We start from the raw sequence: 24,542 nt of genomic DNA on the forward strand, positions 1-24,542 counted from the left end.
CGCCGGGACCGGTCGCGGGATCGACGGTCGCAGGTGCCGATCGTGGGGGACGGTCGCGGGGGGTCGGTTTCGGGACGAATCGCGCCGCGGCCCCCACGTTTATGTCGGTCGAGCGGGAGTCGTTCGCATGGACTCACTCGACGACCTCGTCGTGCCCGAGGCGACCGTGCTCGACGCGTGCGGCGACCGACCGCTCCCGGATCTGGGGCTCATCGAGCGCGACTGGGACACCGATCCGATCCCGAGCGATCGCGTCGAGGCCGCGGCCGCCGAGGCGGTGGCGTCGCTGGAGTTCGCCGGGGTTCCCGAGGGCGGCGAGGTCGCCGTCGGCGCCGGCAGCCGCGGGATAGCGAACCTCCCGTCGATCGTGAGCGGCGTCGTCGGCGCGATCGAGGACGCCGGCTACGACCCCTTCGTGTTCCCGGCAATGGGGAGCCACGGCGGGGCGACCGCGGAGGGACAGCGGGAGATGCTCGAATCCCTCGGCGTGACCCCTGCGGCGATCGGCTGCGAGATCCGGTCGAGCATGGAGGTCGTCCGCGTCGGCGAGACGCCGGACCGGGGCGTTCCCGTGTACGCGGACGCGCACGCCGCCGGCGCCGACGCGATCGTCCCGGTCAACCGGGTGAAGCCCCACACCGACTACGACGGCCCCGTCGAGAGCGGCCTCTCGAAGATGCTCGTCATCGGCATGGGGAAACAGCGAGGGGCGAAGACCGCACACGAGTGGGCGATCGACTGGAGCTTCCGGAACATGATCCCGGAGATCGCGGAGAAGCTGCTGGCCGAGCTCCCGGTCGCGGGCGGCGTCGCGATCGTCGAGGACCAGTTCGACGACACCGCCGTGATCGAGGGCGTCCCCCCGTCCGGCTTCCTCGACCGCGAGGCGGAGCTGCTGGAGCTCGCGTACGACCGCCTGCCGACGATCCCGTTCGACGACGTCGACGTGTTAGTCCTCGACCGACAGGGCAAAGACGTCAGCGGACAGGGGATGGACACGAACGTGATCGGTCGCCGCCCGTTCGCGATCAACGAGCCGGAGCCGGAGCTGCCGGACGTCAAGCGGATCTTCGTGCGAGGGCTGACGGAGACGACACACGGCAACGCCATGGGGATGGGCTCCGCGGACTTCGTCGGCCGCGACCTGGCCGCCGAACTCGACAGCTCGACCACCCTCATCAACGCGATCACCGCGAGTACGACGCGGGGGGTTCGACTCCCGCCGGTCGTCGAGACGGACCGCGCCGGCCTCGTCGCCTCGCTGTCGACCGTCGGCGTCGTCGGCCCCGACGACGCCCGCGTGCTTCGGGCGACGGACACGATGCGGCTCGGCCGGCTGTACGCCTCTCCGGCGCTCGTCGAGGAGGCGCGCGAACGCGACGACCTGCGGGTCCTCGCGGAGCCGAGCCCGATCGAGTTCGACGACGGCCGGTTCGTCGCGCCGACGCCGCACGAAACCGGAGACGGCGGCGATTGAAAGATAGATTTAAGTCCGTGAGAGGATTGAGTAAGATAACCGATGGTTCAGACCTCTCAATCGGTCGTGCGCGTCGACGTTCGAAACGTTGGCGGCATCGACGAGGCGTCCGTGACCCTCCCCGAGGGGGTCTCGGTGTTGGCCGGGCGAAACGCGACGAACCGGACGTCCTTCCTGCAGGCGCTGATGGCCGGGCTCGGGAGTCGTCGGAGCTCGTTGAAGGGCGACGCAGACGAGGGCGCGGTGACCCTCGAAGTCGGGGACGAGACGTACACCCGGACGCTGACGAGACGCGGCGACTCGGTCGCGTTCGGCGGCGACCCGTACCTCGACGACCCGGAGCTCGCGGACCTGTTCGCGTTCCTGTTAGAGAACAACGAGGCGCGTCGGGCCGTCGCGCGCGGCGACGACCTCCAGGAGATCATCATGCGCCCGATCGACACCGACTCGATCGACGCCGAGATCCGGGAGTGCAAACAGGAGCGGTCCGAGATCGAATCCGAGATCGACCGACTCGACGGGCTCGAACGGGACCTCCCCGAGCTCGAGGCCGAGCTCCGGGAGAAGCGGTCGGCCCTCGACGACGCCGAGGCGGAGCTCGAAGCGGTCAGGGAGGAGCTGAACGACCTCGACGCCGGCGTCGAGGAGAGCCGCACCCGGAAGCGGGAGCTCGAGGAGGCGTTCCAGCGCGTTCGCGACGCCCGCTCGGAGCTCGACGACCTCGAGTTCGACCTCGAGACCGAGCGGTCGACGCTGACGGAGCTGAAGGCGGAGCGGGACGAGCTCCGGCAGACGATCGAGTCGGCACAGGAGCCGGAGGAGAGCCCCGATCAGCTCGCCGGACGCGTCGACGAGCTGCGCCGCCGCCAGCGGTCGCTCGACGACGCGATTAACGAGCTCGGCAGCGTCATCAACTTCAACGAGGACATGCTCGACGGGTCGGCGCCCGCCATCGACGTCGGTCGGAGCGGCGACGGCGCGGCCGACGCCGACGGGGCGTCCCGGGCCGGCGACAGTCCGACCGACGCGCTGACCGGCGACGACCGGACGACGTGTTGGACTTGCGGCTCCGAGGTCGAGACCGAACAGATCGAGACGACGCTCGACCGCCTCCGGGACCTGCGGTCGGAGCGGCTCGACGAGCGCAGCGAGCTGCGCTCGGAGATCCAGGAGCTCACCGACCGACAGTCCGCGCTGCGCGAGGCGGAACGCGAGGTCGAGCGCGCCGAGGAGCGGCTCGATACGGTCCACTCGGAGATAGAGGCGACGGAGTCTCGAATCGCCGACCTCGAACCGCGGATCGAGTCGAAGGAGTCGGATATCGAGGAGCTGGAGGCGGAGGCCGAGTCGATCGACGTGGACGGTCACAACGAGGCGCTGGAGCGCCACCGCGAGGCCAACGAGATCGAACTCCGGATCGGGCGGCTAGAGGACGAGATCGAGGAGATCGAAGCGCAGATCGACGAGCGGGAGGAGGCGATCGAGCGCCGCGAGGATCTCGAAGCCGAGCGGGAGGCGGTCGCGGACCGGTTGACGGAGCTGCGAACGCGGGTCGACCGGCTGGAGGAGAGCGCCGTCGAGGAGTTCAACGAACACATGGCGACCGTCCTCGACATCCTCGAGTACGAGAACCTCGACCGGATCTGGATCGAGCGCCGCGAGACCGACGTGCGCGAGGGGCGGCAGAAGGTCACGCAGACGCGGTTCGACCTCCACATCGTCCGCTCGTCTCCCGACGGCGCGGCGTACGAGGACACCGTCGACCACCTCTCCGAGAGCGAGCGCGAGGTGACCGGACTGGTGTTCGCCCTGGCGGGATACCTGGTTCACGACGTCCACGAGACGGTGCCGTTCATCATCCTCGACTCGCTGGAGGCGATCGACTCGGACCGCATCGCCCGCGTGGTCGACTACTTCCGTGACCACGCCGACTACCTCGTGGCCGCGCTGCTCCCCGAGGACGCCGCCGCGCTCCCCGACGAGTACGCGTACGTCGAGCAGATCGAGTGACTCCGGACCGCCACTGATCGGTTCGGAACCGGCGCCGTCCGGTGCTGGAACGCGGCGTGACACCGATACCCTTGTAACGCTACCCCTCGATCGATCGGTATGACCGGCGAGGACGGACCGAACACGAAGGTCGGCCGAGTGATCGAGGCGTACGACCTCGACGAGATGGGGCCGACGCTCGAGGCCGAGTGGACGGGCGAGACGGGCGAGCGCACGAGCCTGCGGGATCTCGCCGACGAGTTCAACGAGGCGGTGTTGACGGCGGCGGTCCGCGAGACCGCCAACCCGTCGCTCGACGTCGAGATATCGAGCACGTACGAGGCGCTGCAGGACGGGACCGGCTCGGAAGTGACTCGGGCGCGACGGCGGCTCGAACGCAAGGGCGTGGACGTCGACGAGCTGACGGGAGACTTCGTCACGCACCAGGCGATCCACACGTACCTCACCGAGGACCGCGGAGCGAGCCTCCCGACCGACGATGAGGGCCGCGTCGAACGGAAGATCCAGACGATCGAGAAGCTGCAGGGGCGGCTCTCGGCGGTCAGCGAGTCGGCGATCTCGTCGCTCGCGAACGCCGACGAGCTCGACCGAGACGACTACGATGTCCTCGTCGACGTGCGGGCCGTCTGTCCCCACTGCGGGGCTGACGCGCCTGTCAGCGAGCTCATCCGGCGCGGCGGCTGCGGCTGCGAGACCGGAGACGCCGCGGCGGACGGCGACTGACTCGCGACCGGCCGACTACCGCTCTCTGGCCGCCGCGACCGCGTCGACCGTCCGGCGCGCGTTCTCCGCGATGCGCTCGAACTCCCCGTTCGCGACGGCGTCGTCGTCGACGATCGCGCTGCCGACCCCGACGGCGACGGCGCCGGCCTCGACGTAGTCGCCGGCGTTCGCGGGGCCGACCCCGCCGGTGGGCACCAGGGGGATCTGCGGGAGCGGGCCGCCGAGGGCCGCGACGTGTTCGGGTCCGCCGGTCGCGGCCGGGAACACCTTCACGAAGTCGGCGCCGGCCTCGGACGCGCGGAGGGCCTCCGTCGGCGTGAACGCGCCGGTCGCGACCGGCGTCCCGTAGCGGTTCGCGGTCTCGATCACGCCGGCGTCGACCGTCGGCGTGACGAGGAACTGGGCGCCCGCGAGCTGGACCGCCCGGGCGGTCTCCGCGTCGAGGACCGTCCCGGCGCCGACGAGGACGTCGTCGAACCGGTCGGCGAGCGCGCCGATCGTCTCCGTGACGGCCGGCGTGTCCGCGGTCACTTCGAGCGCCGTGACGCCGCCGTCGACGACCGCGTCCGCCACGTCGATCGCCGCGTCCGGGTCCACGCCGCGGAGGATCGCGACGACCCCGCCCTCGCGGATCCGGTCGGCTCGTCGTGAGTGCATACCCGCATCCGCGACGGCGACCCTAATAAATGGGACGGCTCGCGGGCAACGCTCGCTCCCGGCGACCGCCGATCCACCCGAAACGACTAACAGCGCCGGTGGGGTACTCCCAGGCGATCAGATGAGCGAAATCGTCGACTACGAGCTGTTCGAGGTGCCGCCGCGGTGGCTCTTCCTGCGCGTCGAGACCGCAGACGGAACGGTCGGGTGGGGAGAGCCGGTCGTCGAGGGGCGGTCGAAGACGGTGCGGACCGCCGTCGAGGAGCTGTTCGAGAGCTACCTGCTCGGGGAGGAGGCCGGTCGGATAGAGGACCACTGGCAGGCGATGTACCGCGGCGGCTTCTACCGCGGCGGGCCGGTGCTGATGAGCGCCATCGCCGGCGTCGACCAGGCGCTGTGGGACATCAAGGGGAAGCAACTCGGCGTCCCCGTCCACGACCTGCTCGGCGGCGCGGCGCGCGACCGCATTCGGGTGTACCAGTGGATCGGCGGCGATCGGCCCTCCGACGTGGCCGAGCAGGCCCGCGCACAGGTCGAGGCCGGGTTCACGGCGCTGAAGATGAACGCGACCGAGGAGATGGAGCGGGTCGACGACCCCGCGACCGTCGACGCCGCCGCGCGGCGACTGCGCGAGGTCCGGGAGGCCGTCGGCGACGAGGTCGGGATCGGCGTCGACTTCCACGGGCGGGTGTCCAAGCCGACGGCGAAGCGCCTCGTGGCGGCGCTGGAGCCGTACGACCCCATGTTCGTCGAGGAGCCCGTCCTGTCGGGGCACAACGACGCCCTCCCGCAGATCGCCGCGCACACGACGACGCCGATCGCGACCGGCGAGCGCATGTACTCGCGGTGGGACTTCAAGGAGGTGTTCGAGAGCGGCGCCGTCGACGTGATCCAGCCGGACCTCTCGCACGCGGGCGGGATCACCGAGGTGCGGAAGATCGCCGCGATGGCCGAGGCGTACGACGTGGCGATGGCCCCCCACTGCCCGCTCGGCCCGATCGCGCTCGCCGCCTGCCTGCAGGTGGACGCCTGCTCGCCGAACGCCTTCATCCAGGAGCAGAGCCTCGACATCCACTACAACGAGACGAGCGACGTGCTCGACTACCTCGCGGACCCGTCCGTCTTCGACTACGAGGACGGGTACGTGCGGATCCCCGACGGCCCCGGGCTCGGGATCGAGATCGACGAGGAGCACGTCCGCGAGCAGGCCGAGAGGGACGTGGACTGGCACAACCCCGTGTGGCGGCACGCCGACGGGAGCGTCGCCGAGTGGTGAGGCGAGAGCGGGGGTCGTCCAGGGGAGCGGGGACCCGCGGGCGATGATTATTTGACCGGCGGCGCCGGCATGACACGTATGTCACCGAGCGATCCGACCGAGAACGCCGTCGCGGACAGACACGCGGACACCGTCGCCCTCGTCACCGGCTCCACCCGAGGGATCGGCGCGGGCGTCGCCCGTCGCTTCGCCGCCGAGGGCGCCGCGGTCGTGGTGACCGGGCGCTCCGCCGACCGCGGCGAGGCCGTCGTCGACGAGATCGAGTCGGCGGGCGGCGACGCGACGTTCGTCCGGGCCGACATGCGCGAGCCGGCGGAGATCGAGGCGCTCGTCGACCACGCCGTCGCGGAGTACGGGCGGATCGACGTGCTGGTGAACAACGCGGGCGTCCAGACGGAGACGACCGCTCGCGAGGCGACGATCGACGACTGGGAGTTCGTCGTCGAGACCGACTTCCGGTCGTTCTGGCTGTGCGCGAAGCACGCGGCCGAGCGGATGCCCGCGGGCGGGACGATACTCAACACCTCCTCGAACCACGCGTTCCTCACGATGCCGGGGCTGTTCCCGTACAACGCGGTCAAGGCCGGGATCAACGGAATGACCCGCGCGCTGGCGCTGGAGCTCGGTCCAGACGGGATCACGGTGAACACGATCAGCCCCGGCTGGATCGAGATCGAACGGACCCGGGAGGAACTGGGCGACGACTACGAGCACACGGAGGACATCCACCCGGTCGGTCGCCTCGGGAAACCGGCCGACGTGGCCGGACTCGCTGCGTTCCTCGCGAGCGACGACGCGGACTTCATCACCGGCGAGAGCGTCCTCGTCGACGGCGGGCGCTCGCAGGTGATGCAGGACGACAGCTACCTCGACTACCGCCGGAATCGGTGACGACGCGGCGACCACTCCGACGGCGGTGCGGTGGCAGTGCGGTCCGTCGACGGCGGAGGTGGAATCGAGATCAGACAAACTGTATATAAGAGTATATACTATTCAGTTTAAATACTATATTACTGTCATTTCGCTTTTGGGAGTCAGTCGTGCGGAGTCGGTCGATACTTCGGCGTTCATGCTGATTTCTGTCTCAGGTGATAAGCCGCTAATAACAGGCGCTGACGCCGACTCGTCGACGAACGGTTACCGTCGATCGGCGCGTCTACGACTCGTTCGAGCGTCACCGCTCAGTCCTCGGTTGTCGATCCCCTCGGCCGAGCGGTCCGCGTTGGATTCGAATCCCAGTCGAACGGTTCATACGGCCTTTTACGGCGTATATCGACGACCGTCGTCGTGAGAGATCAGCGTCTCGGTCGACGCGAAACGCCGCTGCGATCGCCGATACGGAACGAACAGAGACGATCCACGTAACCGCAATATATAAGAAATATATAATAGCTTTTTATCTGGTAATTCGTCGATCCGCGGCCGTGTCAACACCGCGTCGTCGAGAACCTCATCGATCGAGCGGGAGAACCGTTTATTGCCCGCGGGGCGCACGGCCCCGTATGGACGAGGCGGCGGTGTTCGATCGCGTCGTGACCGCGCTCGACGAGCGGAACTACGAGCCGCTGGTGCACGTCCCGGACGCCCACAGCGAGACGTACGCCGACGTGCTCGACCGCTGTCGCCGCCACGAGATCGCGATCCGGGGGCGGTACCCGGACGTGCTCGGCTTCACCGACGCGGACCGCGTGTTCGCGATCGAGGTGAAGGGGTCGACGAACCTCCTCCGCGGCATCGGGCAGGCGATGACGTACCAGCAGGGCGCGCACGTCTCGTACCTCGCGGGCGACGGCGAGGCCGTCGCGCCGCACGCGAACCTGCTCCGGTCGAAGGGGGTCGGCGTCATCGGCGTCGACGCCGACGGGGCGACCTCGTGGAGCGACCCGCCGAGCGCGGAGTCGGCCGAGGAGGTCGCCGACATCGAGGGACAGCTGTCCGTCAGGCTTCGGAGCGACGCGTTCGGCGGCGACGTCACGACCCTGAGCCTCGCACAACCGCTGAACTACCTCGCGCCGGTCGTCGCCCTCGATCGGTACGGGCCGCTCGCGCGCGACGAACTCGTCGACGTCATCGCCGACGAGTACGGGTTCGGCGCCGGCGACGAGACCGTCGCGAGCGCTCGGACCCTCGGCCTCCTCGCGCTCGGCTCGCCGCACGAGCTGACCTCGCAGGGCGAACTGGCCGCGACGGTGCTCCGCGGGTACGGGATCGAGGACCTCGACGACCTCCGGTTGACGAAGGCGGACGTCGGCCGGGACACGGTCGCCGAGGTCCACCCGCCGCTCGCGGTGCTCCTCCGGAACTCGTTCTCCAGACACCCCGAGTTCGGCCTGCTGCTCGACGCGCTCCGCAAGGAGGGGCCGCGCGTGCAGTTCCTCGACCTCGTCGAGCGGCTGGTCCGCGAGTACCCGAACGTCTTCCTGAGCGCGTTCTGCACGACGCGGGGCGCCGCCCGCGCCCGAGAGCTGATCGAGCGGGGGAAGACCGCTCGGCTCTATCGAGACCCGTCGGTCTGGCGGGACGTGATCCGCACCAACGTCCTGTTCAACTTCGTCCAGCAGCTGAAACACGTCGGCGTGCTCGCGCCCGAAACGCGCAGTCACAGCGGGGCGATCGCCGAGTACGACCCCGACGAGAAGCCGTGGATCGTCGCCGACCCGGGCTAGGCGTCCGGAGCCGCGACCGAAGGCGGACCGACGCGACCGAAGGCGGACCGACGCGACCGGAAAGCGACCCGCCGGCGGCGGATACGGGTCGGACATGTCGTTCGAACATCACCCGAAGTATCTAGTATTATTAACCGTGTACATTACCGTGGCATGGTATCAGTAGGCAAGATGCGCGAGCTGTACGCCGACATGGTAACGGCGCGGTACTACGAGGAACGCCTCCAGGAGGAGTACCTGGAGGGGAAACAGCCGGCGTTCGACATCTCCGCGGGACCGATCCCCGGCGAACTCCACCTCGCGGCGGGCCAGGAAGCGGCCGCTGTGGGCGTCTGTCACCATCTCCGGTCGGACGACACCGTGACGGCGCCACACCGACCGCACCACGTCGCCATCGCGAAGGGCGTCGATCTGAAGCGAATGACCGCCGAGATATTCGGCCGGAAGACCGGTCTCGGCAAGGGGAAGGGCGGTCACATGCACCTGTTCGACCCCGACGTGAACTTCGCGTGTAGCGGGATCATCGCCGAGGGATGTCCGCCGGCGGCCGGGGCGGCGTTGGCGGCGAAAAAGCGGAACGAGGACGCCGTCGCGGTCGCGTTCCTCGGCGAGGGGGCGATCGACCAGGGGGCGTTCCTCGAGTCGCTGAACTTCGCGAGCGTCCGCGACCTGCCGGTCGTCTTCGTCGTCGAGGACAACGACTGGGCGATCAGCATGCCGAAAGAGCGCGTCACCGACGTAGAGGACGGCTCGAAGCGGGCGGCCGGGTTCGACATGCCCGGCGTCCGCGTCGACCGGGACGACGCCCTCGCCGTCTACGAGGCGGCGGGCGAGGCGGTCGGGCGCGCTCGGGACCGAAACGGACCCACGCTCCTGGAGGTGCAGGTCCACCGCCGGATGGGCCACTTCATGGGCGACCCGCAGACGTACCGGTCCGAGGACGACGAGGAGGCGGCGCTCGCTCGCGACTCGATCGACAGGATGGAGTCGGCGCTGCGGGACCACGGCGTCGACGACGACGGACTCGCGGCGGTCCGCGACGACGCGGAAGCGCGGGTCGAAGCGGCGATCGCGTGGGCGAAAGAACAGCCGCAGCCGGAGCCCGAGGACGCCTACGAGGACGTGTTCGTGAACCCGCCCTCGGGCGTGACGACGGACGAACCGGAGTTCGAGCTCGCGGAGGTGAACGGCGATGAGTGAGACGGAGGGCGTCGTCGACCGCGAGCTGACGATGAGCCGCGCGATGGTCGAGTCGATCGCCCACGAGATGCGCGAGAACGAGGAGGTGTTCTACATGGGCGAGGACGTCGCCGACTACGGCGGCATCTTCGACAGCACGCAGGGGCTGCTCGACGAGTTCGGCCGCGACCGGATCATGGACGTACCGATCAGCGAGACCGCGTACCTCGGGGCGGCGGTCGGCGCCGCGCAGGAGGGGATGCGGCCCGTCGCGGAGCTGATGTTCGCGGACTTCTTCGGCGTCGCGATGGACCAGATCTACAACCAGCTCGCGAAGAACACCTACATGAGCGGCGGCAACGTGAACGTGCCGCTCGTGCTCACGGCCGCCGTCGGCGGGACGTACAACGACGCGGCCCAGCACTCGCAGACCCTGTACGGGACGTTCGCGCACGTCCCCGGGCTGAAGGTCGTCGTGCCGTCGACCGCCTACGACGCGAAGGGGTTGATGCACAACGCGATCCGCGACGACGACCCGGTGATGTACCTGTTCCACAAGCGGCTGATGGGGATCGGCTGGATGCCGGCGCCCGACGGCCCGAAGACGCCGGTCCCGGAGACGGACTACACCATTCCCTTCGGGTCGGCGGACGTCAAGCGCGAGGGCGCCGACGTCACCGTGGTCACGCTCGGGCTCCACGTCCACCGCGCGCTCGACGCGGCGGAGTCGCTCGCGGCGGCGGGCGTCGACGTGGAGGTCGTCGACCTCCGGACGCTGGTTCCGCTCGACATCGACACCGTCCTCGAGTCGGTCCGGAAGACCGGGCGGCTCGTCGTCGTCGACGAGGACTACCGGTCGTTCGGCGTCACCGGAGAGGTCGTCGCGAGCGTCGCCGACCGCGACCTCGGCGCGCTCGACGCCGTGGAGCGAGTGGCCGTCCCGGACGTCCCGATCCCGTACGCCCGTCCGATGGAGGACGAGGTGATCCCGGACGCGGGCGATATCGAGGAGCGCGTTCGAGCGGTCCTGTCCGCGGAATGAGCGAGCGACGACTGGCGGCCGACGGCGGCACCGGGATGCGGGTCGCGGTCCGCGCGACCGGCGACTGGGAAGCGGACGTCGACGAGACCGAGGGCATCCTCGTCGACTGGTTCGCCCGCGAGGGCCGGTCGGTCGAGGCGGGCGACACGCTCTGTGAGATACAGGTCGAGAAGGTGAGCGTCGACGTCCCCGCGCCCGTGGCCGGGACGCTCGACGAGGTCGTCGTGGCCGAGGACGACGCGTTCGAGATCGGCGACACGCTCGGATGGCTCCGGACCGAGTGACCGCTCGCCGCTTCCGACATCCCTCGACTGTCGGGGACACGAGGCGTCAGCGAGCCAAATACCGTCCGAACAGCAGTGGAGAGACGAGCAGCGCGATCGGGACGGCGATCCAGACCTGCCCCGCGAGCACGTCGTACTGCCCGAGCGTGACCGAGACGGGCGTGCCCTCCGCGTACCCGACGACGAACTCGAAGCCGACGGTGAGCGTCGTCCAGAGAACGCCGACACCGATGCGTTCGGTCCGTCCGTACTCGATCGGCGTCCGCGAGAAGTAGGCGAACGAGACGAGGAGTATCGCGGCGACGAGGAGCGCGGTGCTCGCCACGTGTCCGAGGTAGTCGCCGATGCGGGGGATGAGGAAGACTTCTCGGAAGACGCCGTTGGCGACGGCGACGACAGCCATCACCGCCCAGACGCCCAGCGGATACAGGAGCGCGTGCGGTCGAACCGACCCCGTTTTCGATCCGGGTGTGAGTCTCATCAGTCGGCGTTCGTACCGCGACGAGATAAGCGGACGCGGAGATTCTCCGCCGTCGGGATCAGCGGGCGCCGAGCAGCGAGGCGAGCCGTTCCGGGAGGGCCGACCGGTTCGTCCGCTCGGTCGCCACCGACGCGTCGCCGGTCCCGAGCTCTTTGAACCCCGTCCCGGTCGGAACGAGGACGACGGCGTCGTCGGCGGCGATCTCGCCGCGCTCCGACAGCCGGGTCGCGCCCGCGAGCGACGCCGCCGACGCCGGCTCGACGCAGAATCCGCCGTCGACCGCGAACCGCCGCTGCGCGGCTCGTATCTCGTCGTCGTCGACGGAGACGACGGCGCCGGCGGTGTCGCGGACCGCGGCGAGCGCGCGACCGCCGCTCGGCGGGTCCGGGTTCCCGATCGAGTGAGCGATCGTCTCGCCGGTCTCGTCGGGCGCGATGGGCGTCGGGTCGGTCGCGCCCGACTCGAACGCCCGCGTTATCGGGTCTGATGCGGCGGTCTGGACGAGGCACAGCCGCGGGGGGTCGTCGAGGAGTCCGGCGGCCTCGAGGTCGCGGATCCCGCGCCAGAGCCCCGAGGCGAACCCGCCGGAACTCGTCGGCAGGACGACCGCGTCGGGCGCGTCGGGGGCGAACGCCTCGCAGATCTCGAACATCGCGGTCGCGTATCCGCTTATCCGAGCCGGGGCGTCGCTGACGAGGAACCGGACCGGGAGTTCGTCGGAGAGGTCGAGCGCGTCGCCGTAGAGGGCCCCGTAGTCGCCGTCGACGCGCACGATCGTCGGCTCGTACTGGCCGATGAGCTCGAGTCGGACCGGGGAGATGTCGTCGGGAACGAGGACGACGCACTCCCTGTCGAGGCTCGCGGCGTGGGCGGCGGTGCTCATCGCCATGTTGCCGTACGAGACGGTTCCGACGGCGCCGTCCGCCGCGGCGACCGCGTGCGGGACGGCCGCGGCGCTGCCCCGGTCCTTGTACGCGCCGGTCGGGTGTTCGCCCTCGTATTTGACGTACACGCGACAGCCCGCGGCGTCGTCGAGGCCCTCGCTCCTGACCAGCGGGGTGCCGCCCGCGGCGCGAGCGACGCCCTCGGGCCGGTCGATCGGCAAGAGCGGCTCGTACCGCCACGCGCCGTCGTACGCCCGGCAGTCCTCCCAGCCGAACGCCGCCGCGTCGGGCTCGAACCAGAGCGGCTCTCCGCAGTCGCAACGGACGCGGAGCGGGTCCCGGTAGCGATCTCCACATCGGTAACACCGCAGTGCGGGAGACATGGAGCGTTCTGCGGCGCGCGGCAACGTATACTCTCCGACCCGCGGAGGCCCTCACCCATCTCGCCGCTCCCGTCAGACCGCCGCCCGGTACGCGTTCCGCGACCACCGAACGGCATCCGTTCCGCGACCACCGAACGGCATCCGTTCCGCGACCATCGAACGGCATCCGTTCCGCGACCACCGAACGGCACACGGTACACGACCACCGACCGCGATCGCCGGCGAGCGCCGCCGGCACCAGCCTTTTCAGTATTCATCACGAAAAATAAACATGGACGTGGAAGCGGCGATGACCGACGTCTGCGACTGCCAGTACCCCGTCACGTACGACACCGTCGTCGAGGAGTGCGACGACGGCGTCGTCGAGTTCGCGAACGGCGAGACGATGCCGCTTCCGGAGATCCTCGACGTGGTCGACGACGAGCCGGACGCCTTCCGGTCCGAGGCCGAACTGGAGGAGTTCGTCACCTCGCTGCTCCCGGAGGACGCCGTCGGTCGAAAGGGGTACGACGACCGCGGGCGCGCCGCCGTCGAGTCGGACGAGACCTCGTTCTGACTCCCGGGCCGCCGCTCGTCTCGGCGCGGAGGCGACCGGTCCGGCTGCGCCGCCCCGCCGAGACGAGCGGCGCGTCCGACGACACCGAGACTCCTGAGGGCTACCGATGGGCGCCGACGCCGACTATCGCGCCGCAGCCGGCGCACTCGGAGACGACCAGCGGATCGGACGGGGAATGTCTCACGACCACGTCGGTGACGTCGGTCGGACCGCCGCACCGCCTGCAGAGGACCGGACGGGTGTCTATCATTTGGGTATCAGTACTCCGGAGAGAGCTACGTCGCTGTCGGGGATAACCGCATTCTATGCTTCGTTGTCAGGTCGGAAGGCCGTCCCGAGCGACCCGCGTCCGTCAAAACCGGGCGCGACGCCGCCCGAAGCGAGACCTCGCGAGAGCCGCGCGTCTCTTCTCGCCCGGCCGGCCGGCTCTCCGAGTACGAGACGTATTAAACGGCTGATTACGCGGCGCCCGCGTCTCGGGCCGGTTCCGCCGAAGCCCGAGAAGCCCGAGAAGTCCGACCGGGCCATCGTCCCCCGCTCGCCGCCGCTCCCGTCGACCGCCGGAGACGCCTCCGTTCGGGATCAGTTGACGTCGACGATTTCGACGTCGAACGTCAGCGTTTCCCCGGCGAGGCGCGGGTTGAAGTCCACTCGGACGACCTCATCGTCGACGTGGACGACCTCGCCCTGACGGCCGTTCTGAGCCTCGAGATACGAGCCCTCCTCGGGCGTCTGGCCTCCGAGCATCTCGCGGAGCTCGTCGGTGTCGAACGTCTGAATATTCTCGTCGGTTGGCTCGCCGTAGGCCTTCTCCGGCGGGATGGTCAGGGTGTCCGTCTCCCCGGCCTCGAGGCCGATGAGTCCCTCCTCCATCCCCTCGATGACCTGTTCGTCGCCGATTTCGACCGTGAGCGGCGCGTACTCTCGATCGGGCTGGGCCTCGGCGAGGCCCGTCTCCTCGGCGACGGACTGCCGAGAGGTGTCGAACACAGTCTCGTCGTCGAGCCGCCCAGTGTACTCGAGCGTCACAGAATCGCCGGTCTCTATCGTCATACGAACACGAGAGGTGCCAGACGGAAAGTCTGTTGCATCGAGCGCCTGCGGTCGGGACCCGTCCGCGAGCCCCCTGCACCGGTCGGGATTGGCTCGGTGTCAGTCGTCGGTCGGGGAGTTCGACGGAGACCCGTATGTTCAAGCCGACGCGCGAGTACCGTCGCACGTAGTGACGGCTGGATTGCGGCTCCGGACGTACGATCCGCGGGACGAAGCGGCCGTGTGGGCCCTCCACGAGTGGGCGCTCAGGGACGCCGGCGTCGACCCGACCGACGTTCCCGGCACGGACGACCTGAGCGCGGTCGAGGCGTCGTACCTCGAAGCCGGGGGCGAGTTCGTCGTCGGCGTCGTCGACGCGACCGATCCCTCGGACGGCCCGGCCGCCCCCACGAACGGCCTGACGGGTCCCGCGGACAGCTCAACCGACGCCGCGGCCGACGCCGCCGAGGCGTCCGAGACCGGTCTCGCCACCCGCGACGGCACGCTCGCGGCGATGGGCGGTTACCTCCCGAACCGCGCCGGCCACGGCGAGGAGCGAGACCGACCCGGCGCGGCCGAGCTCCATCGGATGCGCGTCGCTCCGCCGTACCAGCGACGCGGGTACGGTCGGGCCCTCCTCCGCGAGCTCGAACGCCGCGCGGCCGCCGCGGATTTCGGGACCCTGCTCGCCACGACGTCGACTCGGCAGGCGGCGGCCCTCGAGTTCTACCGCGCGCACGGCTACGAAGAGGCGGCCCGCTCCGTCGCCGGCGCGTACGAGCTCGTTCACTTCGAAAAAGAGCTGTGAGCGCCGACGCGCGCTCCCGTCGCGTCGCCCCGACTCAGTCCGCGAGGTCGAAGTGCTCGGCGGCCGTCTGCATGTCCTTGTCGCCGCGGCCGCAGAGGTTGACCAGCAGCGTGTCGTGGCGGTCGTCCTCGGCGAGCTTGGCGGCCAGCGCGAGGGCGTGCGCCGGCTCCAGGGCCGGGATGATCCCCTCGGCCTCGCTCAGCTCGCGGAACGCGGCCAGCGCCTCGTCGTCGGAGACGGCGTGGTACTCGGCGCGGCCCATCTCCTGCAGCGCGGCGTGTTCCGGCCCGATGGCCGGGTAATCGAGACCGGCCGACACGGAGTGGTTCTGGGTGTCGTCGCCGATCGTCTTCGTCTTCATCCCCTGGAAGATCCGCGGCTCGTCCTGTTCAGTCTTCGAGAGGGGCGCCGAGTGGTTCTCGTCGTCGATCCCGCCCGGCTCGGCGCCGTAGAACTTGACGTCGTCGTCTTTGAACGCGTGCCAGAGCCCGATGGAGTTCGACCCGCCGCCGACGCACGCGACGCACGCGTCGGGGAGCGACCCGTGCAGCTCTCGGATCTGTTCGCGCGCCTCGGTGCCGATGACGGACTGGAACTCGCGCACCATCCGCGGGAACGGGTCGGGACCGACGACGCTCCCGACGAGGTAGTGGGTCGAGTCGACGTTGGCGGCGAAGTCCTCTAAGGCGGCGTCGACGGCCTCCGCGAGCCCCTCGTTGCCGCGCTCGACCGGCTCCACGTCGGCGCCCATCAGCCGCATCCGGAAGACGTTCATCTCCTGTCGCCGCATGTCGTGGCGGCCCATGTACACCGTCGTGTCCAGGTCGAGGAGGGCGCCGACCATCGCGGTCGCGGTGCCGTGTTGGCCGGCCCCCGTCTCGGCGATCAGCCGCTCTTTACCGGCGCGCTTCGCCAACAGGGCCTGTCCGAGCGTGTTGTTGAGCTTGTGGGCCCCGCCGTGGAGGAGGTCCTCGTGTTTGAGGTAGATGTCGGCGCCGTATCGCTCGCTCAGCGTTTCCGCGTGAAACACCGGCGTCGGACGACCGGCGAAGTGTTCGAGGAGATGCCGGAGCTCGGCCATGAACTCCTCGTCACCGATCGCGTCCTCGTACGCGGCCGCTAACTCGGCCAGCGGTTCTTCGAGCGGTTCGGGAACGTGACGACCACCGAACTCACCAAACTCGCCAGGTGTGGCCATGACTAATGTGAGGCGTCGGATTTCAAAAAACTACGTGCGGCGGCGGGCGGTGTGTGCGATCGCCGGGTGTGGCGGCGTTTCGAGAGCGCGACGCGCCTCCCTGATCACCGTCGTTCACTCGATGGGGACCGTCGCCGGCATCCTCAACCCCCCGGAGACGTTTCGGGTGACGACGACGGTCGGCGGCGAGTGACGCGCGGGCCCCGTCGCTCACCCGCTTTCCGCGGGATCGGTCGGCGTGATCCGGAGAACCGGTTCCCGAATCGCGTCGCGGCGGTCGCGACGGGCGTCCCCGTCTCTCCCGGTCGCGAACCGCAGTTTGGGAAACGTATTAGTGTTTGGTTGTATAATGTATTGCTAATATGGTAAACGGCGTGACCGCCGACGAGACGGGAGACGAGACCGACGGCTGCTGCGCGTCGCTCGACGGAGCCGACCCGGCGGCGACGGCGACGGACCTCCGGGCCCTGACCGCGATGGGGAACGACACGCGATACGAGCTGCTCCGCCTGATCGCGAGCGCCGACGGCGGCGTCTGCGTCTGCGACCTCGAAGCCGGGGTCGGCGTCGGCCAGAGCGCCGTCAGCCAAGCGCTCTCGCGGCTCCGCGACGCGGGGTTGGTGACACGACGAAAGGAGGGGTCGTGGCGGTACTACGGCCTGACCGAGACGGCCGCGGCGCTCCTCGAAACGCTCGACGACGTGCGGGGGAACGATGAGTAACGACGCCGAGGCGCGGGCCGACCGGGATCCAGAGGCGATCCGCGAGATGGTGCGCGAGCGCTACGGCCGGATCGCGTCGAGCGGTCGGGACGGTTCCGACGAGGTCGGCGTCGACGCCACCGACGACGGCTGCTGCGACGGCGGCGTCGCCGACGACGGCTGCTGTGACGGCGACGCGGACGCGACGGGGAGCGAGCGCCTCGGCTACGACGCGGACGACGTCGCCGCCGTCGCCGACGGCGCCGACCTCGGTCTCGGCTGCGGGAACCCGAAGGCCTTCGCCGAGATGACGCCCGGCGAGACCGTGCTCGACCTCGGCTCCGGCGCGGGGTTCGACTGCTTCCTCGCCGCCCGGGAGGTCGGGCCGGAGGGGCGCGTCATCGGCGTCGACATGACGCCGGAGATGGTCTCGAAGGCCAGGGCGAACGCCGAGCGGAACGACGCCGGCAACGTCGAGTTCCGCCTCGGCGAGATCAGCCACCTCCCCGTCGCCGACGCGACCGTCGACGTCGTCATCTCGAACTGCGTCGTCAACCTCGCTCCGGAGAAGCGGTCCGTGTTCGACGACGCCTACCGCGTCCTCGAGCCCGGCGGTCGCGTGGCCGTCTCCGACGTCGTCCAGACCGCGCCCTTCCCGGACGACGTCGAGCGGGACCCGGACTCGCTGACCGGCTGCGTCGCCGGCGCGGCCACCGTCGAGGCGCTCGAATCGATGCTCGACGGCGCCGGCTTCGAGGCGATCGAGATAACGCCCAAGGACGACAGCACCGAGTTCATCAGCGAGTGGGACGCCGACCGCGACCTCGGCGACTACCTCGTCTCCGCCGCCATCGAGGCCCGGAAGCCGACGGACGGCGCCTGACCGACCGGCGCCCGCGTCTCGTCGTCCGACTCGGTCACCGGGACGGCGACCCGGTCCGGGACGCCCCCCGGCTCGGGTCCGAGCCGAACCCGGACTCGGGAGGTCAGTCGGTGCCGCTGCTGGTCATGTACGTCAGCTGCGCCGTGAGGTCCGTCGCCGAGAGCATCCCGACGACCTCGTCGTCCCCGTCGGTGACGGGAAGGTGCTGAATGTCTCCCCGGATCATCTTCACCGCGGCGTCGTAGACCGCGTCCGTCGACGCGACCGTCGTCACGTCGTCCGTCATGTAGTCGACGACGGTCGCCGAACCGGGAACCCGGCCCGACGAGACGACCTCCGCGAGGTCGGTGGTCGTGAGTACGCCCGCGAGTCCCCCCGACTCGTCGAGGACGACCAAGGACCCGACGCCCTCGGTCAGCAACGTTTCCGCGGCGTGCTCGACGGCGGTGTCGAGCGTCGTCGTCAACAGGCCGGTGCTCATGAGCTCCGAAACGGGGGTCGACTCCGTCTCCATGTGCAGTGTCAACGTACTGCAACTGTAAACGCATTGCGCTCAGAATCGGGACATACTCAGAGAAAACGTACTGAACTTCCGCTTCCGAACACCGAAACCGTTCAACGGTGACTGTTCGGTGTGTTACGCTCCCGGTCGAGTGGCGGGACGTGACGCGGGGCGTCCGGTTCGAGGCGTCTCTCGGCGACCGTTCGGTGACCACGTCAAGCGGTAGATTGAGAACGCTGTGTGCGAATTGGTCACGGAGGCCACTATGTCGCCGCCGGACACCGACGACTTCGACCCGATCGAAGCGACCGTCTCGGACGTCCACGCCGCCTACGAGGCGGGGGAGACGACCGCGGAGGCGGTCACCGACGCGTACCTGTCGCGGATCGCGGCGCACGACGACGACCTCAACGCTATCCTCGCGGTGAATCCCGACGCACTTGACCGCGCGCGGGAACTCGACGCCGCGCTCGACCGCGACGGTCTCGTCGGCCCGTTACACGGGGTCCCCGTCGTTCTCAAGGACAACCAGGACACGCACGACATGCCGACGACGGCCGGTTCCACGGCGCTCGCCGAGTCACGGCCGAGCCGCGACGCGACCGTGGTGGCGCGGCTCCGGGAGGCCGGCGCCGTCGTCCTCGCGAAGGCCAACCTGCAAGAGCTCTCCTTCGGCGTCGACACGGTGAGCTCCCTCGGCGGGGCGACGCGGAACGCGTACGACCGCGACCGGCGCCCGTCCGGGTCGAGCGGGGGCACGGCGGCGGCGATCGCGGCGAACTTCGCCGTCGTCGGGACAGGGAGCGACACGTGCTCGTCGGTCCGGTCGCCGCCCGCGTTCAACGACGTCGTCGGCGTCCGGCCCACGATGGGACTGGTCAGCCGGACGGGGATCGTCCCGCTGAGCGAGACGCAGGACACGGCCGGCCCGATCGCGCGGACGGTCGAGGACGCGGCGCGGACCCTCGACGCGATGGCCGGGTACGACCCGGCGGACCCGATCACGGCGCGCGGCGACCGGCGGGTCCCGGACGAAGGGTACGCGGCGCACCTCGACGAGGACGGGCTCGACGGGGCGCGCATCGGGGTCGCTCGGCAGTTCTTCGGCCTCCGGGACGACGAGAGCGCCCCCGAGAGCGCCGCCAAGCGGGTGACGGCGGTCGTCGAGGACGCGATCGCCGAGTTCGAGGCGGCGGGCGCGACGGTCGTCGACCCCGTCGACGTGGTGGACCAGACGCGCCTCGAAAGCGCCCGCGTCCTCGAGTACGAGTTCGCCCGGGACTTCGACGCCTACCTCTCGGAGACGGCCGACGCGGCGTCGCCGGACTCGCTGGCCGAACTCGTCGCGACCGGCGAGCTCCACCCGGCGGTGCGAGCCAGGTTCGAGGGCACCGCGATCCTCGACACCGACGCCGACGCGCTCGACGAGAACACCGGCTACCTGCGGAGCCTCCGGCGGCGGGAGGCGGTCAGGGACGCGACGCTCGCGCGGCTGGCGGACGACGACCTCGACGCGCTGCTGTACCCGCCGTCGCGGATACCGCCGGTCGAGATCCCCGACAACCAGCCGTTCGCGGAAATGAACTGCGAGCTCGCCGCCCACACGGGGCTCCCCGCGATCGTCGTCCCGGCCGGGTTCACTCCGGACGGGCTCCCGGTCGGCGTCGAGCTCCTCGGGCGGGAGTTCGCCGAGCAGCGGCTGTTCGAGCTCGCGTACGCCTTCGAACGGGCCACCGATCACCGGCGGCCGCCGGCTCGGTTCGACGGGTAGCGACCGTCCGGGTCGGGAGACGCGGCCCGGCTCCGCTCACCGCTCCACGAACTCCGCGACCGACCGCGCGAGGTCGCTTCGCGGCGTTTCGAGCCGGTAACAGGCCGCGCCGCTCACCGCCGATCGGAGGATCGGTCGACGGTCGACGCCGCGGTCGTCGATCGCCTCGCGCGTCCGCGACTCCGTGATCCACCCGGCCAGCGACTTGTCGACGAGATCGATCAGCGTCGCGGCGGCGTCTTCGGGCGGTATCGGCTCCGGGCTCCCCGCGGGCGGCTCGTGGGAAGCGACCACCAGCACCTCGTCGAGTTCGATCCGCTCGGGCACGCTCTCGGTGACCGATCGCCGCGGCACGTCCGCCGCGTCGGGCCAGAGCCTGACGCGTTCGGTCGAGGCCTCCTCCGACCGGAGCCACCGCTCGATTGCGGCGACGTCGCGCGGGAGGTTCAGGTACCGCGGGAACGGGTACACCCGGCCGTCGTGGAAGACGAGGAGGTCGTCCGCGAGCAGTCGGTAGCCCCGCTCCCGAGCGAGCCGGAACGAGGCCGCGGACTTCCCGCAGCCGCTCGGTCCGAACAGGCCGACCCCGCTCCCGTCCGGCGCCCGGAACGCGCTGCCGAAGGCCAGCGTCGCCTCCCGCCGCAAGAGCAATGCCTGGACGGCCGACAGCAGTATCTTAGTGAACCGCACCGGTTCGGTCGCGGCGTCCTTCTCCACGGTCATCGACGGCGGCACCGTCACGACGACGCGGCGACCGGTCCACTCGACGGTAGGCGCGCCCTCCCCGCCCCGCCGGACGACGATGTCTCCGCCCTCATCCGACCGCCGCGGCGGGACGTCGACGAGGCACAGTTCGAACTCGGAGTCGACGGTCACGAACCCGCTCAGGTCGTAGGTGTACGACGCCATCTCAGTCCGTTTCGGTCGATCGAAACCGCGCCGGAGCGCTCGGGCGCACGCCGCCGCTCCCGAACCCGGAGCGCGGCGACGCCCGGTCCCGGCGCTCTCGCGCTCTTATGTCCCGCCTTTACCGTTGCCGCGCCCCCGACCATTCCCGCCGTTCCCGCCGCCTCCGCCGTTGCCGCCGCCGCCTCCGCCCCGGCCGTTGCCCTTCCCCTTCGGGCCCGGCGGGTTGCGGAGGAACGGCTCGAACGCGACGTTCCCGACGACGTCGCTGCGGTCGCCGTCGTCCGCGTCCTGGTTGAAATCAGCCTCCTCGGGCCCGTCCTCGCTGCCCCACCAGTTGTTCTTCGCGTCGACCTCGGGATCGTCCGACGGGTCTCTGCTCCCGTCGTCGGTCCCGTTCCGGTTGTTGAGGCCGACGGCGACGAGGAACCGATTGGCCCGGAACGTCAGGCCGCCCCCGTCCCCGTCGATCTTCACGGCCTCCGGCAGGATCGTCTCCGCGCTCGTGATATCCTCGATCACGTTGTGGTTGATGGCGGTATCCGCTGTGGCCGGCGAGGCGATATTGATCCCCTGCGCGAACGTGAACCCGAAGTCGACACTGTCGCTCGGGTCCGAGTCGGTGTCGTCAGCGGCGACGAGGCCCCTGATTTCGTTGTTGTTGATTGTGACGCCGTCCGTCTCGTGTTGGACGACGATCCCGAGCGGCGCGATGTCGCTCTCGATCCCCTCGATCACGTTGTTGTTCACGGTCGTCTCCGTGATCGTCCCCGGATCGCTGTTGTCGGCGTCGAACAGGATGCCGTTGACGGTCGGGAATCCCGAATCGTCCGTCGTCTCCTGATCGAGGTTCCGGATCGAGTTGTTGACGATCGAGATATCGTCGTGGTCCCCCTGCCCGACGACGATCCCCGTCACGCCGAGGCGGCCGGTCGGTCCGACGTCCTCGACCGTGTTGTTCTCGATCGTCGCGCCGTCGTACCCCTCTTGCACCTTGATCCCGAGGAGCCCGTCGGGGTTCGTGACGGTGAACCCCGTGATCGTCACGTCGTCGGCTTCGATGCTGACCGCGGCGCCAGTGCCGCCGTCGCCCTCGATCGTCGGATCTCCGTCCGCTTCGAGCGTCACGCCGGCGTCGACCGTCACCGGGTCGTACGTCACGTCGTCCGTCACGACGATCGTGTCGCCGTCGGTGGCGTCGTCGATGGCGGCTTGGAGCGCGTTTCCGCCCCCACTGACCGACGCCGTGTCGGCGGCGGCCGAGCCGACGCCGCCGAGTCCGAGCGCGGCGACGCCGGCTCCGACGCCGAGTCCGCGGAGGACGCGTCGCCGGTCCAGCGTCCGCGTTTCCCGTTTCGATACCCCTGTCGCCTCCGTGTCGGGCTTGTTCCGTGTCATGGTTTCCTCGCCGGGCCGTAGACCTCAGATATTAGTTACGGATAAAAGACATAAGTCCTCGGGTGCCTCCCCCGACGTGGCCGGCGAACGCTTGCGTGCGGAACGGATCGAGGAGGAACGCCCGCCTCTGACTCTCGCAAGACAGACTGCAATAGTGTACGGTACGCTACAACTCCAGAGCGATCACGACCGTCTCGAACGGGTGAGTGCGCGACCGTCCTTGCGGCTCGGTCGCTGGTGCGAGGCGACGCCGGCGCCCCGGCCGACGACGACGGACCGTTCCGACCCGCGCTCTTTTGCCCGTTCCGCCCGACGTACGCGTAGCGATGAGCAATGCGACGAACCGGCGGCGACGGCGAGCGCGGGGCGACCCGTAGATGGACCGCTTACCGACCGCGACGCTGTCGCCGCTCGCCGGCCGGGTCGACGCGGTGCTCGCCCTGTACGACTACGAGATCGGGCCCGCCATCGACGCGGTCGACGCGGCCGTCGACGGATTCGGGGGCCTGTTCGACCCCGGAACGACCGACGACGAGATCCGGACGGCCGTCGACGAGGTGCTCGCCGGCGACCCGCCGCCCGCGAGAGAGGGGTGCGAGCGCGCCGGCGACGCCGATGTCGTGCTCTACGTCGACGGGAGTTCGCGCGGGAACCCCGGACCGGCCGGCGCGGGCGCCGTGCTTCAGGCCGGCGGCGAGTCGTTCGCCGCGCTCGGGCGACCGGTCGGGTCGCGGGCGGAGAACAACACCGCGGAGTACGCGGCGCTCCACCTCGGGCTCGAAGCGCTCGTCTCCCGGTGCGGCCCGGTCGCGGTCGAGGTGCGCATCGACTCGATGACGGTGATCGACGACGTCTGGCGGGACGGCGACGGAGTCGCCGCCGCGGCGCCGTACCGTCCGGCGATCGTGGATCACCTGTCCGCGCTGTCGGCGTGCGAGTGGACCCACCTCGCCGACCACGAGCCGAACCCGGCCGACGCCCGGGCCGCGGTCGGAGCGGACATCGCCGCGCTCGGCCCGGGGTGACGGCTCACCGGCCGGACTCACTCCGTCTCGGGGGAGACGACCTCGTCCGTCCCGTCCGGCCCGTCGAGTCGCACGGCGTGGCGCGTGTGGCGCGCGTGGGTGGTCGCCCAGCGCCGCGCGGGGCGTTCCGACAGGAACTGGTCGCCGTCCGGACAGCGCTGGCACCGAACGACCCACGGGGTCACGTCGTCCGGGAAGTGGCCGGTGTGTCGTTCGTGATCGAGCGCGAACTGCTCGACCGCGCGGTTGCCGGCGTGTAGGTCGTCGAGTTCGTGGTCGAGCTTCCACTCGCGGTCACAGCGGGTACACGAGACGGTCGGGAGGCCGACATCGTCGGGATCGAACGCGTCGTCAGTCACGGCTGGGTGTTACGCTCTACGCACTTGAACGCCGGACACGTCCCGGACCCGATGCGTCCGGACCGGTCGCGCGGGAAGGGAGCGGTCTCAGAACGGAGCGCGGGCTAAACAGGAGGGGACCGCGGCGGCGCTCTCACCGCCGACGGAAGCATCAACAACCGTCTTCGGCTCTGTTGAAATCCGTAGGAAGTGATAGATGCTGTTCCGCTGCGGTCGGTATCGCGAACTTACGGACCGAAGCCGGACTACTCCTCTCCCGCTTCTGTGAGGAACGCCATGCGAGATACAGAGCGTGTATGCGACACACGCCAATTTGAACCTCTCTGATCGATCGGTTCTTA

The 24,542-nt window shown here is 69.9% G+C and carries 25 protein-coding genes; 16 read left to right on the plus strand and 9 right to left on the minus strand.

Annotated elements, in window-relative coordinates; translation table 11 throughout:
* The first annotated feature begins 127 nt into the window (after positions 1-127).
* From DJ75_RS01520 to rdfA, 3 genes are all read left to right on the plus strand, one after another.
* Positions 128-1,477, plus strand: a complete 1,350-nt coding sequence (locus DJ75_RS01520) for a DUF362 domain-containing protein (RefSeq protein ID WP_094522115.1) — start codon at positions 128-130, stop codon at positions 1,475-1,477.
* Between the two features lie 42 nt (positions 1,478-1,519).
* Positions 1,520-3,487 carry an archaea-specific SMC-related protein gene (locus DJ75_RS01525; RefSeq protein ID WP_094522116.1) on the plus strand — a complete coding sequence of 656 codons (1,968 nt, stop codon included), beginning with the start codon at positions 1,520-1,522 and terminating at the stop codon, positions 3,485-3,487.
* A 99-nt stretch (positions 3,488-3,586) separates the two neighbouring features.
* Positions 3,587-4,210 (plus strand): rod-determining factor RdfA, encoded by a 624-nt coding sequence (rdfA, locus tag DJ75_RS01530; RefSeq protein WP_094522117.1) that lies wholly within the window; start codon positions 3,587-3,589, stop codon positions 4,208-4,210.
* Positions 4,211-4,225: 15 nt separating this feature from the next.
* Here the strand turns inward: rdfA and DJ75_RS01535 are convergent, their stop codons facing one another.
* A complete protein-coding gene (locus DJ75_RS01535) occupies positions 4,226-4,867 on the minus strand; it encodes a bifunctional 4-hydroxy-2-oxoglutarate aldolase/2-dehydro-3-deoxy-phosphogluconate aldolase (protein ID WP_094522118.1) in 642 nt (213 codons plus the stop codon).
* 121 nt (positions 4,868-4,988) lie between these two features.
* Here DJ75_RS01535 and dgoD point away from each other — a divergent pair, with 121 nt between their 5' ends.
* The 6 genes from dgoD to DJ75_RS01565 all read left to right on the plus strand — a co-directional run bounded on the left by dgoD (position 4,989) and on the right by DJ75_RS01565 (position 11,314).
* A complete protein-coding gene (gene dgoD / locus DJ75_RS01540; RefSeq protein ID WP_094522119.1) occupies positions 4,989-6,143 on the plus strand; it encodes a galactonate dehydratase in 1,155 nt (384 codons plus the stop codon).
* Between the two features lie 69 nt (positions 6,144-6,212).
* A complete protein-coding gene (locus tag DJ75_RS01545; protein WP_094522120.1) occupies positions 6,213-7,034 on the plus strand; it encodes an SDR family NAD(P)-dependent oxidoreductase in 822 nt (273 codons plus the stop codon).
* 611 nt (positions 7,035-7,645) lie between these two features.
* Positions 7,646-8,809 (plus strand): hypothetical protein, encoded by a 1,164-nt coding sequence (locus DJ75_RS01550; RefSeq protein ID WP_094522121.1) that lies wholly within the window; start codon positions 7,646-7,648, stop codon positions 8,807-8,809.
* A gap of 153 nt (positions 8,810-8,962) precedes the next feature.
* Positions 8,963-10,009, plus strand: coding sequence for a thiamine pyrophosphate-dependent dehydrogenase E1 component subunit alpha (locus DJ75_RS01555; RefSeq protein WP_176451403.1), 1,047 nt, complete (start codon positions 8,963-8,965; stop codon positions 10,007-10,009).
* The gene (locus DJ75_RS01560) at positions 10,002-11,030 is read left to right on the plus strand and encodes an alpha-ketoacid dehydrogenase subunit beta (RefSeq protein WP_094522122.1); all 1,029 of its coding nucleotides are present in this window, start codon (positions 10,002-10,004) and stop codon (positions 11,028-11,030) included. Before DJ75_RS01555 ends, DJ75_RS01560 begins: the two co-directional genes overlap by 8 nt.
* Positions 11,027-11,314 (plus strand): lipoyl domain-containing protein, encoded by a 288-nt coding sequence (locus DJ75_RS01565; RefSeq protein WP_094522123.1) that lies wholly within the window; start codon positions 11,027-11,029, stop codon positions 11,312-11,314. Before DJ75_RS01560 ends, DJ75_RS01565 begins: the two co-directional genes overlap by 4 nt.
* Positions 11,315-11,360: 46 nt before the next feature.
* Here DJ75_RS01565 and DJ75_RS01570 read toward each other — a convergent pair whose 3' ends face one another.
* Both DJ75_RS01570 and DJ75_RS01575 read right to left on the minus strand, forming a co-directional pair.
* Positions 11,361-11,795 (minus strand): hypothetical protein, encoded by a 435-nt coding sequence (locus DJ75_RS01570; protein ID WP_094522124.1) that lies wholly within the window; start codon positions 11,793-11,795, stop codon positions 11,361-11,363.
* Positions 11,796-11,853: 58 nt separating this feature from the next.
* Entirely contained in the window at positions 11,854-13,062 is a 1,209-nt protein-coding gene (locus DJ75_RS01575) for a pyridoxal-phosphate dependent enzyme (RefSeq protein ID WP_094522125.1), read from the minus strand.
* Between the two features lie 271 nt (positions 13,063-13,333).
* Between DJ75_RS01575 and DJ75_RS01580 the strand changes: the two genes are divergently transcribed.
* On the plus strand, positions 13,334-13,618 hold the full coding sequence (locus DJ75_RS01580) for a hypothetical protein (RefSeq protein WP_094522126.1): 285 nt from the start codon (positions 13,334-13,336) through the stop codon (positions 13,616-13,618).
* A gap of 582 nt (positions 13,619-14,200) precedes the next feature.
* Here DJ75_RS01580 and DJ75_RS01585 read toward each other — a convergent pair.
* Complete coding sequence (locus DJ75_RS01585; protein ID WP_249269046.1) at positions 14,201-14,647, minus strand: peptidylprolyl isomerase; 447 nt, start codon at positions 14,645-14,647, stop codon at positions 14,201-14,203.
* A gap of 193 nt (positions 14,648-14,840) precedes the next feature.
* Between DJ75_RS01585 and DJ75_RS01590 the strand changes: the two genes are divergently transcribed.
* Complete coding sequence (locus DJ75_RS01590) at positions 14,841-15,458, plus strand: GNAT family N-acetyltransferase (RefSeq protein WP_094522128.1); 618 nt, start codon at positions 14,841-14,843, stop codon at positions 15,456-15,458.
* A 34-nt stretch (positions 15,459-15,492) separates the two neighbouring features.
* Here DJ75_RS01590 and trpB read toward each other — a convergent pair whose 3' ends face one another.
* The gene (trpB, locus tag DJ75_RS01595) at positions 15,493-16,656 is read right to left on the minus strand and encodes a tryptophan synthase subunit beta (protein ID WP_094522129.1); all 1,164 of its coding nucleotides are present in this window, start codon (positions 16,654-16,656) and stop codon (positions 15,493-15,495) included.
* Between the two features lie 49 nt (positions 16,657-16,705).
* On the opposite strand from trpB, the gene DJ75_RS18445 reads away from it, so the two are divergent.
* The 3 genes from DJ75_RS18445 to arsM all read left to right on the plus strand — a co-directional run bounded on the left by DJ75_RS18445 (position 16,706) and on the right by arsM (position 18,240).
* Positions 16,706-16,849, plus strand: coding sequence for a hypothetical protein (locus tag DJ75_RS18445; protein ID WP_176451402.1), 144 nt, complete (start codon positions 16,706-16,708; stop codon positions 16,847-16,849).
* 169 nt (positions 16,850-17,018) lie between these two features.
* Positions 17,019-17,378 carry a helix-turn-helix transcriptional regulator gene (locus DJ75_RS01600; protein WP_094522130.1) on the plus strand — a complete coding sequence of 120 codons (360 nt, stop codon included), beginning with the start codon at positions 17,019-17,021 and terminating at the stop codon, positions 17,376-17,378.
* Positions 17,371-18,240: an arsenite methyltransferase gene (gene arsM, locus DJ75_RS01605; protein ID WP_094522131.1), complete on the plus strand. Its 870-nt coding sequence runs from the start codon at positions 17,371-17,373 to the stop codon at positions 18,238-18,240. The genes DJ75_RS01600 and arsM overlap by 8 nt, the downstream gene beginning before the upstream one ends.
* Positions 18,241-18,343: 103 nt before the next feature.
* On the opposite strand, the gene DJ75_RS01610 is transcribed toward arsM, so the two are convergent.
* Positions 18,344-18,754, minus strand: coding sequence for a CBS domain-containing protein (locus DJ75_RS01610; protein ID WP_094522132.1), 411 nt, complete (start codon positions 18,752-18,754; stop codon positions 18,344-18,346).
* Between the two features lie 253 nt (positions 18,755-19,007).
* Between DJ75_RS01610 and DJ75_RS01615 the strand changes: the two genes are divergently transcribed.
* A complete protein-coding gene (locus DJ75_RS01615; RefSeq protein ID WP_094522133.1) occupies positions 19,008-20,513 on the plus strand; it encodes an amidase in 1,506 nt (501 codons plus the stop codon).
* Positions 20,514-20,549: 36 nt separating this feature from the next.
* Here DJ75_RS01615 and DJ75_RS01620 read toward each other — a convergent pair whose 3' ends face one another.
* Positions 20,550-21,422 (minus strand): hypothetical protein, encoded by an 873-nt coding sequence (locus DJ75_RS01620; protein ID WP_094522134.1) that lies wholly within the window; start codon positions 21,420-21,422, stop codon positions 20,550-20,552.
* 105 nt (positions 21,423-21,527) lie between these two features.
* A complete protein-coding gene (locus tag DJ75_RS01625; RefSeq protein WP_094522135.1) occupies positions 21,528-22,817 on the minus strand; it encodes a nitrous oxide reductase family maturation protein NosD in 1,290 nt (429 codons plus the stop codon).
* Between the two features lie 377 nt (positions 22,818-23,194).
* Between DJ75_RS01625 and DJ75_RS01630 the strand changes: the two genes are divergently transcribed.
* On the plus strand, positions 23,195-23,842 hold the full coding sequence (locus tag DJ75_RS01630) for a ribonuclease HI family protein (protein WP_094522136.1): 648 nt from the start codon (positions 23,195-23,197) through the stop codon (positions 23,840-23,842).
* Between the two features lie 17 nt (positions 23,843-23,859).
* Here the strand turns inward: DJ75_RS01630 and DJ75_RS01635 are convergent, their stop codons facing one another.
* Positions 23,860-24,201: a hypothetical protein gene (locus DJ75_RS01635; protein WP_094522137.1), complete on the minus strand. Its 342-nt coding sequence runs from the start codon at positions 24,199-24,201 to the stop codon at positions 23,860-23,862.
* Positions 24,202-24,542: the final 341 nt, after the last annotated feature.

Source organism: Halorubrum sp. Eb13, from assembly GCF_002252895.1.
Lineage (GTDB): Archaea > Halobacteriota > Halobacteria > Halobacteriales > Haloferacaceae > Halorubrum.